The sequence below is a fragment of the Xenorhabdus bovienii SS-2004 genome (assembly GCF_000027225.1).
GTDB lineage: Bacteria > Pseudomonadota > Gammaproteobacteria > Enterobacterales > Enterobacteriaceae > Xenorhabdus > Xenorhabdus bovienii_C.
On the sequence record NC_013892.1, the window covers coordinates 2,285,621 to 2,301,633 of the forward strand.

The 16,013-nt window shown below is 39.2% G+C and carries 16 protein-coding genes; 6 read left to right on the top strand and 10 right to left on the bottom strand.

Annotation, left to right across the window (positions count from 1 at the left end; genetic code table 11):
- Positions 1 to 69 precede the first annotated feature (69 nt).
- Entirely contained in the window at positions 70 to 1,521 is a 1,452-nt protein-coding gene (locus tag XBJ1_RS09810; protein ID WP_012988756.1) for a YdgA family protein, read from the bottom strand.
- An 81-nt stretch (positions 1,522 to 1,602) separates the two neighbouring features.
- On the bottom strand, positions 1,603 to 2,781 hold the full coding sequence (gene manA / locus XBJ1_RS09815; RefSeq protein ID WP_012988757.1) for a mannose-6-phosphate isomerase: 1,179 nt from the start codon (positions 2,779 to 2,781) through the stop codon (positions 1,603 to 1,605).
- A gap of 174 nt (positions 2,782 to 2,955) precedes the next feature.
- Between manA and fumC the strand changes: the two genes are divergently transcribed.
- Positions 2,956 to 4,350, top strand: coding sequence for a class II fumarate hydratase (fumC, locus tag XBJ1_RS09820; RefSeq protein ID WP_012988758.1), 1,395 nt, complete (start codon positions 2,956 to 2,958; stop codon positions 4,348 to 4,350).
- A 72-nt stretch (positions 4,351 to 4,422) separates the two neighbouring features.
- Here fumC and tus read toward each other — a convergent pair whose 3' ends face one another.
- A complete protein-coding gene (gene tus, locus XBJ1_RS09825; RefSeq protein WP_012988759.1) occupies positions 4,423 to 5,349 on the bottom strand; it encodes a DNA replication terminus site-binding protein in 927 nt (308 codons plus the stop codon).
- A gap of 21 nt (positions 5,350 to 5,370) precedes the next feature.
- Here tus and XBJ1_RS09830 point away from each other — a divergent pair, with 21 nt between their 5' ends.
- Positions 5,371 to 6,276, top strand: coding sequence for a helix-turn-helix domain-containing protein (locus XBJ1_RS09830; RefSeq protein WP_230578770.1), 906 nt, complete (start codon positions 5,371 to 5,373; stop codon positions 6,274 to 6,276).
- Between the two features lie 90 nt (positions 6,277 to 6,366).
- Here the strand turns inward: XBJ1_RS09830 and XBJ1_RS09835 are convergent, their stop codons facing one another.
- Positions 6,367 to 7,635 (bottom strand): MFS transporter, encoded by a 1,269-nt coding sequence (locus tag XBJ1_RS09835; protein WP_012988761.1) that lies wholly within the window; start codon positions 7,633 to 7,635, stop codon positions 6,367 to 6,369.
- Between the two features lie 136 nt (positions 7,636 to 7,771).
- Between XBJ1_RS09835 and XBJ1_RS09840 the strand changes: the two genes are divergently transcribed.
- From XBJ1_RS09840 to bioD, 3 genes are all read left to right on the top strand, one after another.
- Positions 7,772 to 8,683 (top strand): LysR family transcriptional regulator, encoded by a 912-nt coding sequence (locus XBJ1_RS09840; protein ID WP_038198857.1) that lies wholly within the window; start codon positions 7,772 to 7,774, stop codon positions 8,681 to 8,683.
- A 131-nt stretch (positions 8,684 to 8,814) separates the two neighbouring features.
- Positions 8,815 to 10,035, top strand: coding sequence for a sugar metabolism global transcriptional regulator Mlc (gene mlc / locus XBJ1_RS09845; RefSeq protein ID WP_012988763.1), 1,221 nt, complete (start codon positions 8,815 to 8,817; stop codon positions 10,033 to 10,035).
- Positions 10,036 to 10,151: 116 nt separating this feature from the next.
- Complete coding sequence (bioD, locus tag XBJ1_RS09850) at positions 10,152 to 10,820, top strand: dethiobiotin synthase (RefSeq protein ID WP_012988764.1); 669 nt, start codon at positions 10,152 to 10,154, stop codon at positions 10,818 to 10,820.
- Between the two features lie 52 nt (positions 10,821 to 10,872).
- Here the strand turns inward: bioD and XBJ1_RS09855 are convergent, their stop codons facing one another.
- The 4 genes from XBJ1_RS09855 to XBJ1_RS09870 form a co-directional block, all read right to left on the bottom strand.
- Entirely contained in the window at positions 10,873 to 11,175 is a 303-nt protein-coding gene (locus tag XBJ1_RS09855) for a DUF1161 domain-containing protein (protein WP_232503275.1), read from the bottom strand.
- Between the two features lie 32 nt (positions 11,176 to 11,207).
- The gene (locus XBJ1_RS09860; protein ID WP_012988767.1) at positions 11,208 to 11,570 is read right to left on the bottom strand and encodes a DUF1283 family protein; all 363 of its coding nucleotides are present in this window, start codon (positions 11,568 to 11,570) and stop codon (positions 11,208 to 11,210) included.
- Between the two features lie 122 nt (positions 11,571 to 11,692).
- Positions 11,693 to 12,442 (bottom strand): bifunctional NADP-dependent 3-hydroxy acid dehydrogenase/3-hydroxypropionate dehydrogenase YdfG, encoded by a 750-nt coding sequence (gene ydfG / locus XBJ1_RS09865; RefSeq protein ID WP_012988769.1) that lies wholly within the window; start codon positions 12,440 to 12,442, stop codon positions 11,693 to 11,695.
- A 373-nt stretch (positions 12,443 to 12,815) separates the two neighbouring features.
- Positions 12,816 to 13,610 carry a DUF4184 family protein gene (locus XBJ1_RS09870; protein WP_012988770.1) on the bottom strand — a complete coding sequence of 265 codons (795 nt, stop codon included), beginning with the start codon at positions 13,608 to 13,610 and terminating at the stop codon, positions 12,816 to 12,818.
- Positions 13,611 to 13,864: 254 nt separating this feature from the next.
- Here XBJ1_RS09870 and XBJ1_RS09875 point away from each other — a divergent pair, with 254 nt between their 5' ends.
- Positions 13,865 to 14,815 carry a LysR family transcriptional regulator gene (locus XBJ1_RS09875; RefSeq protein ID WP_012988772.1) on the top strand — a complete coding sequence of 317 codons (951 nt, stop codon included), beginning with the start codon at positions 13,865 to 13,867 and terminating at the stop codon, positions 14,813 to 14,815.
- Here the strand turns inward: XBJ1_RS09875 and XBJ1_RS22500 are convergent.
- Together XBJ1_RS22500 and XBJ1_RS22505 are read right to left on the bottom strand one after the other, a co-directional pair.
- Entirely contained in the window at positions 14,795 to 15,319 is a 525-nt protein-coding gene (locus tag XBJ1_RS22500) for an MFS transporter (protein WP_230578771.1), read from the bottom strand. The two genes, XBJ1_RS09875 and XBJ1_RS22500, sit on opposite strands and share 21 nt — an antisense overlap.
- The gene (locus XBJ1_RS22505) at positions 15,309 to 15,992 is read right to left on the bottom strand and encodes an MFS transporter (protein WP_230578772.1); all 684 of its coding nucleotides are present in this window, start codon (positions 15,990 to 15,992) and stop codon (positions 15,309 to 15,311) included. The genes XBJ1_RS22500 and XBJ1_RS22505 overlap by 11 nt, the downstream gene beginning before the upstream one ends.
- Positions 15,993 to 16,013 lie beyond the last annotated feature (21 nt).

Here is a 16,013-nt window from a genome sequence, read left to right on the forward strand (position 1 = left end):
AAGAAAATGAAAGTACTATCGAAGTTTTTGCGATCTCGTATATATAATCAAACGGGTCTGTCTGCCATATTAGGAGCCGATTAAGTGATTATCAAGCAAGAATTGATGCAAGTCGGATTTTTTGTCATTCAATTCAACTTTATCACTGGCATAGTGGAGTTTAAGGCCAATCACGTTATTGTCATCGGTGAGGATTTTAAACGAAACACCTTGGCTGGCTATCATCTGTACTTCTTGAGTTGCCTCGGCTTCTGCGGCTTCTTTCGTTTTTCCATCAAGTATTTTTGCTTGGGTGATGGATTCTATCAACATAGGTTTGGGTATCTTAACATCCAAAGATAGCTCTTGAAGGAGGGTACGGATCATTTCTTCCGGTCCCATGGAGATCAGCGAGTCTTTATTTTCTGGTATGTTTTTCAATGCGAGTTTGAAGTTTACCGAGCTTTCGCCTTTACTGTTTTTCCATGTCATCGGCTCAAGGCTGAATTGCGGACTATTATTAAACAGCAGATGTGCGTTTTCGATAACTTTATTAGACACCGAATCGGTAGATAGAGCCTCTGAAGTTAGTGATTTTGCCGTGGCATCGTTATAAGCCTGACTAAATTTACGGATTGATTGACCATCCAGATTATTCATACCGATAACCAATTGACCTGAGCCAAGATCCATGTTCTTGAGTTTGAGGCCATCAATGCCATAAGAGACATTCAGATTCAGGTTCTTGTCCGTTTCTCCTACCTTAGAAGTTATTTTCATTCCCTTGAGAGAGAAGCTGTCATCACTCGTTGAACTCAAGGTGATTTCATCAATATTATAATTTTGATCACCAAGATACAGGTCAAATTTACCTTTTTTGTTATCACCCTTAAAGCCAACGCCTTTAAGAGTCAGTTCTTCGTGTTTGGAAGGAGAACTGAAAATCAGCCTATCGCTGTTCACATTAAATTTGAAATTACTTAAATCACGGGCAATTTCAGCATCGATTTTTGCACCTGAAAAGACCAGCTTATTGCCATTTTTCGCTGTGTAATCAACAGGAATAAAATCAATATTAGTAGAAAGGCTACTGCTATAACCTATTTTGGTTTCCATGGTGAGCAGGGATTTACCTTTGGTAGCTTCAAATAAGGTTTTTGTTACTTTGCTCTGTTCTAGCTCTGAATGGATAGATGCCATTTTTGGAACCAGATTAAATTTTTTCAGGTCAGAAATGGGTAACGGGCCATGCCCTATACTGGATTTGAAGATAATTTCTTCATTTGGTTTGATGTCCGCATTTTTCACGCCATCTTTGATTTTGAGGATCAAGCGGACATCAGAACTGAATACTCCACGTTGAAAATCTTTCGTTTGCAATTCAATAGCACTTTCTGGAAATGATTTTGCAAGTTGAGTGTTTACAGTCTTAATGATGTTATTCAGGCGGCCTTCAATTTGTTTCCCTGTATACCATGATGCGCCAGTCCATACTGCACCTAACGCAACAATAACACCTACAGCTACTAACGATTTTTTCATGTGGAAATTCCATCCTTTTTATGCATACAACATTATGGAAGTATGCGTTCTGTCTTTAATATCGATATGGGTCTAAACTCATTAATTAGATACTTTAGCAATTTTCCCATTACCATGAACAGTCAAGTTTTTTTCTATAGCAGATAAGAAAACTGATTCACCTGAGAATAATCTCAATTGTTGTTGCTGTTCATCCGAGCTGATAATTATTTGACCTTCAAAGCAAAATAGAACTGAAGCAGAATCATTTTCCAGTGTTATTGGCTGTTCTGAAACATTATAAACAGAAAAGTAAAAATCATTGACAGGAACAGGGTAATTCAGAGCATCTTTTTCCTGTTTTGGGAGAGTCAGTAGAGTATCTGCGGGTTTGGAAACAAAATCCAGATTAGCCATCAATTCGGCAACATCAATATGTTTGCTGGTTAAGCCGGCGCGCAGAACATTGTCTGAATTAGCCATGACTTCTAAGGCCACACCTTCGAGATAAGCGTGAGGTGTACGGGCATAGAGAAACATAGCTTGGCCTGGTTTCAGTTCAACTATATTAAGCAGCAGGGGGGTAAATAAACCATTATCATCGGGATAAAAGGCAGCCACTTTTCTGATGGTATCCCAAGGTTCTCCCTCTCGATTGTTCAGCACTGATTTCAAAACGGCGATCGCCAAACGTTTTTGTTCGCCTTGCATAGTCAGCAACTGGGAAAAGAGAAACGATAGATGCGATTCAGTCGGATTATGGATAAATGCCTGAATATCGGGATGTGCAGCAGAAACATGGCCAAGTAATTGAGCAATGTCTGATAAAGGCCGAAAGGCATTCATTGCCTTGAACGGAGTCAGGGCATACACCAATTCAGGCTTATGATTATCATCTTTGTAGTTGCGCTGGGGTGAATTTAAAGGAATACCCGCTGCATTTTCTCGGTCAAATCCTGTTTCTGCTGATGATTTGTCCGGATGTACTTGAATGGAAAGTGGCTGGGCTGCGCATAATACTTTGAACAAGAATGGTAACCGCTGGAATTGTTCAAACACTTTTTCCCCAAGATATTTTCCTGGCTCTTGGGCTATTAGTGCATTCAATGCGATGATCTCACCTGTTTCGGGATCTGTGACCTGAGAACTGCATTTCGGATGTGCACCCATCCATAGTTCTGCCATTGGCTGATTATTTGGATTCTTAATACCGTAGATGTCCGTCAGGGCGGTTTTACTACCCCAGTCATAATGTTGGATCTGGTTGGTCATTTTCAGCATGGCAAGACTTCCTATAATAAAAAACTAAACTTATTTATATGACAACAATACAATAAACACGATTGGGTCGCATTATGGATAATAACTTTATGGCATGATAATAGAATGCCGACTAATTTATCTGCAAATTTTGATCCGGCGTATTCAATTATTCTGTGTGCTAAGGAGATAGTAATGGCAGCCACTCGCATTGAAAAAGACTCAATGGGGCCTATTGAAGTACCTGCTGACCAATTATGGGGAGCGCAAACTCAGCGCTCACTGGAGCATTTCCGCATTTCTCAGGAAAAAATGCCTGTTGCGCTGATTCATGCTCTTGCATTGACTAAACAGGCTGCGGCCAGTGTCAATATGGATCTGGGGCTTTTGCCTAAAGAACGTAGTGATGCAATTATTGCTGCGGCGAAAGAGGTGCTGGAAGGCAAACACCCAACAGAGTTCCCTCTTGCTATCTGGCAGACTGGTTCGGGAACTCAAAGCAACATGAATATGAATGAAGTGTTGGCGAACCGTGGTAGTGAGATCCTTGGCGGTCAGAGGGGTAATGAACGTCTGATTCATCCCAATGATGATGTTAACAAAAGCCAAAGTTCCAATGACGTTTTTCCAACAGCCATGCATGTTGCAGCAGTTATTGGATTGAGTGAGCAGCTACTGCCTGAGTTGAAAACATTACAAAAAACCCTGGCAGATAAAGCGGCAGCATTTAAAGATATCGTAAAAATTGGTCGTACTCACCTGCAAGATGCGACTCCTCTGACTCTGGGTCAGGAAGTTTCCGGTTGGGCGGCAATGTTGACTCATAACCTGAAACATATTGAAGATAGTATTCCTCATGTATGTGAATTGGCTCTTGGCGGTACAGCGGTAGGAACAGGTCTGAATACGCACCCTGAATATGCCGTTCGCGTTGCGAAGAAAATTTCTGAATTATCTGGCCAACCTTTCGTTACTTCCCCAAATAAATTTGAAGCACTGGCAACTTGTGATGCATTAGTTCATTCACATGGAGCATTGAAAGGTTTGGCTGCATCTCTGATGAAAATTGCTAATGATGTTCGCTGGTTAGCTTCTGGCCCTCGTTGTGGTATTGGTGAAATTTCCATTCCTGAAAATGAGCCAGGTAGCTCAATTATGCCGGGTAAAGTGAATCCGACTCAGTGCGAAGCTATGACAATGCTGTGTGCACAAGTGATGGGTAACGATGTGGCAATTAATATTGGCGGAGCATCTGGTAACTTTGAGCTGAACGTATTCCGTCCGATGGTGATCGATAATTTCTTGCAATCAATTCGCTTGTTAGCGGATGGTATGCGTAGTTTCAATGATCATTGTGCTGTTGGTATTGAACCTAACCATGATCGTATTACTCAATTGCTGAACGAATCTCTGATGCTGGTAACGGCTTTGAATACCCATATTGGTTATGATAAAGCCGCAGAGATTGCTAAAAAAGCACATAAAGATGGTCTGACGCTGAAGCAGTCAGCGATGCAACTGGGTTATTTAACCGATGCTGAATTTGACGCATGGGTTCGTCCAGAAGATATGGTCGGTAGCATGAAGTAATTCTGACTACCCAGTGACAAAATTAAGTCACTGACGATATAAGCCGGAGGAGAAATCCCCCGGTTTTTTGCTTTATATTTCCCGATAAAGATGTAAGCGTGGGATAACTAATTCAAGTGGTTTGGCTTTGGGTTTATATCGGTGTTTGATGGCGTTGGCATTATAATTTGATAATGTACCTATCTTCGGTTTTATTTCACAATCGTCTGTATAAAAAGCAATAATTGGCAATGGACAGGCATATTGTACCTGTTTTTGCAATTCTGAATACCAAACGCGGGTAATGGGTTGAACTTTGACAGGTCGTTTGATTTTTAATATTACGTCATCAGATAATTTCTTAATATCCGTAATTTCTAATGCAACCAATGCCGCCCATTGATCGCTAGAGTAGGGAGGAACCGCTCGTCCAGAATTATAACTTTTTTCCAACTGTTCAAGAACTTGTTGCTTGGTTATTTTATTAATGATGTTCTTATTAGCCCAACCAAAATTGATAGAGTCTGGATTTACAAGGGGAGTAATAGTGCGGTAGGCATTCAGGGTGATTAAACCGCGTAGATGATCATGGACAAATTCAAATCTTTGTTCTTTGTTGACGCCTGACTCTTTGGTGACGATATTTTCCAGTTCGGCTTTAAGCTGGTTAACTTCATTGATGACGCTCATCGCTGTTTTATATTGCTGGTGGCTAACAGAAAAACATAACGCACCAGGTAACCGACTTGCAGCTTTGCTGCTGATATTGGGGTGGTTATGGTGTATGAATAGCTTTTGGTAGAAATGTAGTCCTAAGTTGAGAGCGTTATTTCCCTGTAATGGATTGACTGCAATTTCAGTAATCTGCTCATGTTCTTCGCCTTTTTCAATTTGAGGTAATTCAAACACCCGCGCATCAATGAGCGGATAGTCCATTAATAACCTAACGAGTTCAGCCAATTTTTCTTCCTGTTTTTTGAAGCTGGACGTAAGTGATTCTATTGAAAAGTATTTATTCATAAGGACTCTCAGCGATAGACGATGTGGCGTTTACAAACTATATTTAGTTACAACATACATATTAGTATAACAACAAAAGGAGCAGATCTTCAACAAAACATACAAAAAAGCCTAATAAACAACAAAAAGAAAAACGTCTGTTGCGAAACATTTCACTGTTGTGATAAAAATCAAAAAGGAATTACTGATTTTCTAAAAAGTCTCAATAAATATTCATGTAACACATATAAGAAAAACTGTTCACTTTATATCGTTGATAAAGTGGGGGCAAACACAGCACCAGGGTTGTTTAAGATGAAAAAATTAGTCAAACCAGTGAATTCCTTTGAAAAAGTGGTTGATACGCTATTACCGTATTCTGAATTAATTGCTTCTGATTTACCGACACAAGGTAAATTGCTTAGAGTTGAAAATGAATTCGCTAAACTTTTTTTATTGCAGCAGGGGTATGTAAATATACGAAGGGTAGATGATGGTTTAATCATTGCAACGGTTTTTTCACCTTATATTATAGGGTTATCTTTTTACTCTGGCTCTGATGTCTATTATTCTATTGAACTTGGACCTCATTGCAGGCTATATCAACTCCCTCGTATTAATGCTTTTAATGCTATAAAAAAACATGATCTTTATAGAGAATGGATGAGGATAATTTCATACAAGATGGCTTTTTTGTATGCAAGAGATGTCAGTATTTTTCGTCCTGGTGCCAAAGAAGTTGTGTGCAGTCTATTATCACGACTTATAACTCTGCCTGCTGAATTTCACGAAAACACATCTGTCATCAAATATATAGAACAAAGATGTACGCTTTCACGCAGCTGTATACAACGTGTATTATCATCGTTAAAAAGAGAAAATTATATTGAGATGGTTGATGGGCATTTAGTAAAAATTAACTCATTACCGATTCATTCTTATTATTAAAGTGAAAGGGTAAAACAATTTAATGAAGTTAGACTTTATCTGGTGAAAAATTGCCGGAATATATTTATGGATACCGGCAATTTTATTTTATCATTTTTCAAGTTTTTTGAGTTTTAAACCTAAATACAGTGCAATGGTTGTTAGTAATGACATAAATATGGCTACACCATTCCATTGAAAATACAGCCAGAATACACCACCTAATGTTCCAGCAACGCTGGAGCCTGCGTAATAACAGAATAAATAAAGAGACGATGCCTGAGCTTTAGCCCGCTTAGCTCGCCATCCGACCCATCCACTAGCAACCGAATGAGCAGCGAAAAACCCTGTAGTTAGCACCATCATGCCAAGCATAACTGTCCAAATAGAAGAACATATCGTAATGAAACCACCAATCAACATCATACTGATCGCAACCAGCAGCACCTTTCCACGTCCATATTTATTTGTCAAAATACCGGCTTTTGTCGCACTGTAAGTGCCGGTTAAGTAGACTATCGACAATAATCCAATAATAGTTTGATTATAATGGTAAGGTGCACCCAATAGCCGATAACCAATGTAGTTAAACATAGTGACAAAGCAGCCCATTAATAAGAAAGCTTCAGCAAACAATAAAGGTAGGCCTTGATCACGAAAATGCAATTTTAGATTGATAAACAAGGTCTTGGGTTTTAATGAACTTGATCTGAAATTTTTAGAGGGTGGTAACATTTTCCAAAATGCAATAGCTGAAATTAGTGCAAATGAACCCAATAAAATGACAGCGAACCGCCAAGGAAAATAATCCGCAATCACACCTGTAATCAAACGCCCACTCATTCCTCCCAATGAATTTCCACTGACGTAAAGCCCGATAGACAACGCAACATAACTGGGATGAATCTCTTCGCTTAAATAGGTCATTGCAACAGCGGCAACACCACTTAATGACAACCCAATTAGTGCACGGACAACCAAAAGCCCATTCCAGCTTGTCACTACTGTACTCAAGAGTGTAAAAATGGCAGCAGTAGCCAATGACATTACCATGACATTTTTACGGCCAAGAGCATCTGATAAAGGACCGGTTATCAATAAGCCAAGAGATAACATACCGGTGGATAGAGATAGCGCTAAGCTGCTGCTTGCTGGGGAAACATTAAATTCCTCTGATAAGATGGGCAATATAGGCTGAACAAAGTAAAGTAACGCGAATGTTGCTAGTCCTACGGCAAAGAAGGATAGGGTAACACGAAGATATACGGCATCATCTCGTTGAATATAGCGTTGTTCTTTTTCACGTCGTTGATTGATTTTAACATCACTTTCAACGTCAGGAACTGCTGATTCTTCACTGACGCTTGGGGCTGTATTCACGTTACTTCCTTAATTTATGTAAAAATGCTAGCGATTTGATTTTGATCAAGAATAGGAATTCATGAATATTTTGTCTAATATATTAATCATCATGAATGATATGTTTAAAGTATTAATATGGTGATAAGTGATGAGTATAAACATTGAATTAAGGCACTTACGTTATTTTATTGCTGTTGCGGAAGAATTGCATTTTGGGCGTGCAGCGGAACGATTAAACATCTCACAACCGCCATTAAGCCAACAAATTCACGCTCTTGAAACAAGGATCAAGGCACAGTTACTGGCGCGTAATAACCGCAATGTCAGTCTTACTCCCGCTGGAAACATGTTTCTTAAGGAGGCATACCAGATACTTACCCAAGTAGATGCAGCAGCAACTAAAGCCGCCAGAATGCAGCAAGGTGAACTGGGAGAAATATCTATCGGCTTTACATCCACCACACCCTTCATGCGTAAGGTTACTCTTAGTTTACGTCAATTCCGTGAACATTATTCTGACGTAGCCATTCATATGCATCAAATGAACACTAAACAGCAAATAGCACCTTTGCAGACAGGTAGAATTGATATCGGGATTATGCGGAATACGTTATTGCCTGATAGCTTAGAGCATCGATTACTTTTCAGCGAACGCTTTATGCTAGCGGTATATGATGGGCATCCCCTGCTGAATTATGCTGACGAAGGTATCAGTTTGGAAATGTTATCTGGCTATCCACTCGTATTTTTTGAGCGTGATGTAGGAACAGCCTTGTATGATGAAATTATTTCTCTGCTAGCCAATGCTGGAGTCACTCCTATGATTTCACAGGAAGCGGGGGAAGCAATGACAATACTTGGATTAGTTGCTGCGGGGTTAGGGATCAGTATAATAACGGAATCATTTACCCGGATGAAGATCGATGGTGTTCAATATCTCCATTTAGCAAATGCACCTGCCTGCTCCGAAGTCTGGTTGGTCAATCACAAGAATCGACAGAATAGCGCAGCAGTAGACCGATTAACCAATCTCTTAATTTCAAACATTGTTGATGAAATTTGTTAATTAATCGTAATAATCACGAGAAGTTCGTGTGAACGATCACATTTCTATTGTAAACGGATATCTTCTAATTTAAACAGGGACATAATCGTTACTCATTATTTAGAGTCACAAATTAAATAACGGGAGGTGAAGTGAGTGTCGATATTCAGCCGAGACACATTGACCAGATTAAACAGACCAATATTGGTCTGGTTTATCGGTTAATTGATCAATATGGGCCAATCTCACGTATCGCACTTTCTAAAAAATCTCAACTGGCTCCCGCAAGTATTACAAAGATTACACGGGAACTGATTGATGCTCATCTGATAAAAGAAGCAGAATTTCCCGATCTGAGTTTTCGAGGACGTCCCGCTGTAGGGTTGAAAATCGATAGTAAAGGGTGGCAATTCCTGTGCATACGCATTAACAAAGGAAGTGTTGTCTTTGGTCTTCGTGACTTAAGTAATAACTTGAGAATTGAAGAAGAACGACCGTTCTCATTTTCCCTTAATCAATCTTTTCTGGATTGTATCGTTGATGAAATTGATGATTTCTTCTTTCGACATCAATCTTGTCTTGAACGCCTGACGGCCATTAGTATTACCACCAATGCGATTATCGATCCCAACAGTGGGATTATTCACAGTTCACCGTATTATGATATTCAAAATATCCCACTTGGCACATTCTTGCATCAGCGTACTGGGTTACCGACGTTTCTGCAACATAGCATAACCGCATGGACAATCGCGGAATCTTTATATGGTGCGGGTGAAAACTGCCAGAACATTATCCAGATCGTCATTGACGATAATGTAGGGGCAGGGGTTATTACAGCGGGGCAGATGCTTCATGCCGGAAACCATAGCGTTGTGGAAATAGGGCATACTCAAGTCGATCCTGATGGTGAACGTTGTTATTGTGGTAATACAGGTTGTCTGGAAACCGTTGTCGGAATAAAAAACATCTTGGTGAAAGTTCATCGCCTGGCAGAAAACCATCCTGACTCACTACTTTATTCAATATCACCATTGACAATTGATTCACTTTGTCAAGCGGCGAATCAAGGCGATCTTCTGGCAACAAACATCATTCATGATGTCGGAGAACGAATCGGGCGCATCATGGCTATTATGGTTAATATATTCAACCCAGAGAAAATCTTGATCGGTTCCCCACTAAATGGTGCACAGAACATTCTCTATCCTGCCATTCAACAACAGATAGCCCAACTTTCTCTCCCTGGCTATAGCCAACAGGTTAATATTGTTGCCACCCAATTTGACAATACCGGGACACTGCCAGCGGCATCATTGATTAAACAATCTCTATATAGTGGTGAGTTACTGATCGAACTCATGCAAGGATAGAGCACATCAGGCAAAACATTGCGCTAACGCAATCCCTATCTCAAACACATATCCTAAACTTTAAGTCTGCTCGCTAAAGAGCAACCGGTCTTCTGTCATTATGGAAAAATGAATTTATGTTAACGCGCTTATTTGTTACAGGCACGGATACCAACATTGGTAAAACAGTTGTTACCCGTGCATTACTACAAGTATTTAATCGTGAAGGAACAACCGCCGTGGGATATAAACCCATCGCGACAGAGAAACAAGAAACACCGGAGGGAATACGTAATCATGATGCCTTAGTCATACATAAATCTTCACCGGTTCAAGTCTCTTATGAAGAGATTAATCCTATTATTTGGGAAAGCAATTATGAAGAAGGGAACCAGATTAATTTTGTTCAAATGACAAAAAGCCTGAAAAATTTAAGCCAAAAAGCCGATCGTGTGATTATCGAAGGTAATGGTGGCTGGCGTTTATTGCTACAAGATGACTCATTCTACTCAGACTGGGTGGTACAAGAAAAGCTGCCTGTTATTTTAGTCGTAGGGATTCAGGCGGGATGCGTCAGTCATGCCATCCTGACCGCCCAATCTATTATCAATGATGGTGTCCCACTGATTGGCTGGATAGCTAACCGTATTAACCCTGGGCTTGCGCACTATGCCAAGACACTGGATAGGTTACGGTATCATATACCGGCACCACAACTTGGCGAAATTCCTTATCTTTTGAGGCCTGAAGAAAGAGATTTATCTTGCTATTTGGATGTTTCAGCAATATTCAAGTTTGATAACTAATCATTAGAAAAGGGGAGCCAGACATGCTCCCCAGTTTAATTTTAATAATTTCTCATTTTTGAGCTTCTTTTGCATCGCTAGTAGCGTGAGAACCTGTAGTGTGGGAAAGACGGATATAGACGATTTTCTGTTTTCCATAATCACAGCTACCGACAACTTTCCCAGAGCCTTCTACAACTTGATCATTAGGAACAACTTCAAGCCTAAAATCTTCTTTAGAGACATGATTATCAATGATCTTTTGCGAAATTATTTCTCTCAGGCTTTCACATGTTGTCTTTTGTGAGGCTTGTACTGCAAAGGGAGCAAGCGCAAAAAACAAGGCACCAGTCAGTAGGATCTTTTTCACCATCATCTCCTTATTTATTGATGTCGGTGTTTGGTCTATCAAGGTTTGATCGGAAGACCTGTATTGAGATCCAGACAACGTTTTGTATTGGGTTCCCAATAAGCATTCACGTTGGTACTTTTCAAACAGGCATCTCGATTATCAACGTCCACCTCATACTTATCAAACTGTTTTTCTTCACGTTTGTTAATTTTTTTGCGAAGGCTTCCCTGTTCATTCCATTCTTCTTTTTGTTGACGAGCCATTTCTTTGCTCATCGAATTCTCACCGCCCCCATTAATGGTTACGCAAGTACTACTCGATGTACAAGGCGCAGAAAATGCTGGAGTTTGCCACAATAATGGCAACAACAGAGCAACCGCAGAAACAGTCTTAGCTATCAAAGAATTATGGACATTCATATTTAAACCTCTGTCACAAAACTATCAATTAAAGTTACCCCAGAATAATAGTGTATTTTGAACACAACTTGTATTTGGGATAAAAATAACACTTATAAAGTTAACAGTTCATCAAAAGACAATTACGAATTTCTATGCACACTTAAGCCTGCAAATGACTGGCAAACTGGCATCATTTCCAATGTATTAATATTGACGCGAGAAGGCAGGGTTGCAACCCAAAAAACGGCCTCTGCGATATCATCAGGAGTGAGAGCCTCAGCACCGTCGTAAGTTTTGCTGACTTTTTCATCATTACCTTTAAAGCGTACTTGAGAAAACTCTGTTCCGCCAACAAGCCCAGGCTCAATATCTGTCACTCTAATATTCTTGCCTTGTAAATCAGCCCGTAATCCTAAACTGAACTGCTTAACAAATGCTTTAGTCGCACCGTATACATTACCACCGGCATATGGCCAGTTTGCTGCTGTAGAACCAATATTGATAACGTGTCCATGATTGATTTGTACCATATTAGGCAGCAGGGCGCGTGTCATGTTCACCAACCCTTTAGTATTGGTATCAATCATTGTTTCCCAATCATCTGGGTTTGCTTTATGAGCAGGTTCTAGTCCTAATGCTAACCCCGCATTATTAACTAACACATCAACATTTCGAAGTACATCAGGCAGTTCCTGTACAACTTTCTCTATTGCGTTACGATCTCTCACATCAAGTTGAATGGGGTGGAAATTTTCGCCTAATTCGGTTTTTAACCTGTCCAATCGATCCTGCCTGCGTCCCGTAGCAATGACTACAGAACCGTGTTTAATGAATCTCCGCACAATAGCTTCACCAAAACCGGAAGTGGCTCCTGTCACAAAAACAATCATAGTCATCCTCTTCGTTACCAATTGTTACCATTAATTTCATATCAGTAGAAAAAGTTCTTCGTCATTAGTCAATGAGTGAATTCTTTATCCACTATTAACATTTTGTTTTTTTAGTGTCAGATTAACAATGACAAAAATCCTGAAACTCTGCAACTATAGAGGAATCACTATCATGCCATTGAAACTCTACATTGGTTCGCACAATCTATATTATGTTAAATAAGTTATATCGATCAAATTTCACCTATCTTATCAGAGGAATTTAATATCTCCCCAGCAAGCAGCAGCTTGGCTGCTATCTCTTGTTGTGACACTGATACAGAACGAGAATCGCTGGTTTTATTCTTGAATTGAAACTGTACATAAACAATTACTATGTGTTGTCTATTGGAATGCCAATAGATTTTGATTGAACAGGTTTAATCTTCGAAAAGTAATACCTTATCCATAGCGAAATAAATACCAGAATAATAAAAAAGACTGGTACAGATAGAGTAAGTTCCTTAAAAATAAACCTGCTCATATTTATCCCCGATACTTCCCAGGATAAAAATAATGCTAAAGGGCATGTTAAAAAACCTGAGATAAACCCAATACCAATCAGATGGTAAAGTTTTCTTTTGTTCATTTTTTGAACGCTTAGATCCAATTTTTTCTGATATCGCCAGTACTTCATGGTGAGGTACAATAATCCTAATAACGAACTGAGATGCTGTAGTATTTTATATATACTTATCCCCTGCCCGTTGGTAATGGAATGAAAAACGCGGAACTGTAGTAGAGGAATTAGCTCGACAAAAAAACCTTTATCATGTGTGAATGCATCCCAGCCAATATGAGTTACAGCTCCTATAAATAACGACAACACAAAAGCAACTCTGTCCTTATAGTCTGGTTTTTCATAACGAGCAAAGGATATTGGAAAAAGGACGGATAAAGGATATGACAATAGACGTACAATCAAAAATATCAATAAACATAAAGGAAATGCGGTATAAAACCATCCGGGTAAGTGATGCGCAACCGTTGCAACATCATATAACCCAACAGAGTAAAAGAAATCAGGAGACAAACTGCCAGTAATTAGCGCAGGCAAATTTAACAACCTCCCCCCCGGAAAACTCTTCAAAGGAAAAACGGCTGCTGGATGTGAAAATGTCCATGGCATTACGAAAAATCCTAAAAAAATGTTAAAGTCTGCGATAGGGAATATACCACGGATGAATAAGGATAGTTTCCTCCTTATTAAATGTATGATCTCAGACCTGAGCTGATGAGATGGACGTATTGCATGACGTCGGCTGTCCAAAAGTTATGAAGTTGGATTAAAACAACAAAAAGGAACCGATATGTATGACTATATGATCCAGAATTTTTGCCATCTTCCTGACGAGATACTTTCACCACTGGATTTACTGAGATATGCGTAAAAACGATCATTTTAGTGGAATTATTGCCTTTGTGATGACAGCACAATTAGGCAGTTTTACTGCTGCGGCTGAACGACTTGGACTGACGAAATCTGCGGTTGGAAAAAGTCTAAATCGCCTTGAAGAACGATTGGGGCTTAAGCTTTTTCAGCGTTCTACAAGAAGCTTGAGTCTAACTCCTGAAGGTGATATTTTTCTGCAAAGTTGCCAAAATGCGATAGCGATTTTAGAACAAGCCGAAGCGGGGATAGCTTCTCATATCACTTCACCAATAGGTCGATTACGTATTGATCTCCCTGCTGCTTTTGGACGCCAACGCATTCTTCCTATCTTGTTAAATATCACTAAGGAATACCCTGAACTCACATTGTCAGTCTCTTTTAGCGAGCGGTTTGTTGATGTGATTGAGGACGGTATCGATTTAGTGATCCGTATTGGTGAATTAGCAGATAGTAGTGGTTTGATTGCTAGACGCCTCACGACCCAAAAATTAGTAATTTGCGCTACTCCAGACTATTTACAACGTCGAGGAATACCTACAAGTTCTGATGAACTAAATCAACATCATTGTATTGTCGGGTTTCGGCGTCATCAGCCCTTCCACTGGTGTTTAAGAATAACGAATAGTAATAACAAAAATATTACGCCTCCACCTACTTACGAATTGGCGGATGGTGATGCAATGCTTACTGCTGTGTTAGCGGGTTGTGGATTGGCACAATTGCCACTATGGATGGTGAATCGATACCTAAAAAGTGGTGAATTAAAAACTGTTTTACCTGAATATTCGGGGGCTGAAGTACCAATCAGCGCCATTTGGCCAAAAAACCGTCATCTGCTGCCGAAGATACGTTACGTTATGTTGTCGATACTCTTGTTGCAGCAGCAGAAAAAGGTTTATTGGATGAATAATAATGAATTATTAAATAATCGTTTTATCTGAGGTTTGGTTGGCTACCGTTGCACGATTTTTTATGTAAATACTGAAGAAAGAAAATATTAAAAACAGAATTCCCGTCAGTACAATTGAATGTACACCGTAGTGTGATATAACAAATCCACCAGCCATTGCGCCTAAGGTTATTCCTAAATTAGAAAAAGCGATATATAGGCTGTTGGCAAACTCAGGCGCTTCACTTGCTTCATGCATTAACCATGTTTGACTGACGATTAACCCCGATGAGTGAAAAATACCCCAAAATATAATCAATAGTACCATTACAAAAGGTGAAAAACCCAATAGCCACACTAATAAATAGACCAAAATAAATAAAAATGTATAAGCATAGGTAGTTCTAACTGTGTTTTTTTGTAATAGACGGCTAAAGATAAAATTACCCATATAACCACTAGCACCAAATAAAATAAGGAAAATAGCAATCATACTATTACTGAGATAGGTTACTTTTGTAAGATAATCAGAAATATAGCTAAAACTAGAAAACATAGCTAAAACTAGAAAACATAGCTGAAAAAATAAAAGTAACAGTTGCAATGCTTATCCATAACTTTGTTTTTTTCAATACAGTTACTTGTTCAAGTATATTAATTTGTTGGTTAACAGGTAATGACGGAATAAAATAAACAACACCTATAAATGCAATTAAACATGTCACAGAACCAAAATAAAAGGCCGCACTGAGTGAAATATATTCAGCAATAAAAGAACTTAAAGGCATTCCTAGTACCATCCCAAGTGCAACCCCGGAAAACACAGTCGCTACCGCATCAGCGCTCTTCTCTTTAGGTACTGAGTTTGCTGCTATAACCAGTGCTATTGAAAAAAATAGGGCATGAGTTAATGCAGGTAAGATCCGAAAAATCAGTATTATATTAAATGTATTTTCCGTGGCGTAAATAATGTTAGATGCAATAAAGATAAATAAAATGCATAATAAAACATACTTTCTATTATATCTTAATAAGAGTAAAGTAATAACAGGGCCGGCAATCGCAACGACAATTGCATACACACTCACCAAATAACCAACTTGAATGGGAGTTATATTTAACTGACGTTCTAATTGCGGAAGTAACCCTATAACAGAAACTTCCGTTGTAATAACTCCAAAAACGGCAATCGTTAAAGTCATTAATAAGAAAAATGATTTATTTGTCATGATCGTATCCGCACGATAGAA

What these genes read in the sequence shown, in the direction of transcription:
- XBJ1_RS09810 (WP_012988756.1), bottom strand. Translation starts at nt 1,521, where the DNA reads ATGAAAAAATCGTTAGTAGCTGTAGGTGTTATTGTTGCGTTAGGTGCA.
- manA (WP_012988757.1), bottom strand. Translation starts at nt 2,781, where the DNA reads ATGCTGAAAATGACCAACCAGATCCAACATTATGACTGGGGTAGTAAA.
- fumC (WP_012988758.1), top strand. Translation starts at nt 2,956, where the DNA reads ATGGCAGCCACTCGCATTGAAAAAGACTCAATGGGGCCTATTGAAGTA.
- tus (WP_012988759.1), bottom strand. Translation starts at nt 5,349, where the DNA reads ATGAATAAATACTTTTCAATAGAATCACTTACGTCCAGCTTCAAAAAA.
- XBJ1_RS09830 (WP_230578770.1), top strand. Translation starts at nt 5,371, where the DNA reads ATGTGGCGTTTACAAACTATATTTAGTTACAACATACATATTAGTATA.
- bioD (WP_012988764.1), top strand. Translation starts at nt 10,152, where the DNA reads ATGTTAACGCGCTTATTTGTTACAGGCACGGATACCAACATTGGTAAA.
- XBJ1_RS09855 (WP_232503275.1), bottom strand. Translation starts at nt 11,175, where the DNA reads ATGATGGTGAAAAAGATCCTACTGACTGGTGCCTTGTTTTTTGCGCTT.
- XBJ1_RS09860 (WP_012988767.1), bottom strand. Translation starts at nt 11,570, where the DNA reads ATGAATGTCCATAATTCTTTGATAGCTAAGACTGTTTCTGCGGTTGCT.
- ydfG (WP_012988769.1), bottom strand. Translation starts at nt 12,442, where the DNA reads ATGATTGTTTTTGTGACAGGAGCCACTTCCGGTTTTGGTGAAGCTATT.
- XBJ1_RS09870 (WP_012988770.1), bottom strand. Translation starts at nt 13,610, where the DNA reads ATGCCATGGACATTTTCACATCCAGCAGCCGTTTTTCCTTTGAAGAGT.
- XBJ1_RS09875 (WP_012988772.1), top strand. Translation starts at nt 13,865, where the DNA reads ATGCGTAAAAACGATCATTTTAGTGGAATTATTGCCTTTGTGATGACA.
- XBJ1_RS22500 (WP_230578771.1), bottom strand. Translation starts at nt 15,319, where the DNA reads ATGTTTTCTAGTTTTAGCTATATTTCTGATTATCTTACAAAAGTAACC.
- XBJ1_RS22505 (WP_230578772.1), bottom strand. Translation starts at nt 15,992, where the DNA reads ATGACAAATAAATCATTTTTCTTATTAATGACTTTAACGATTGCCGTT.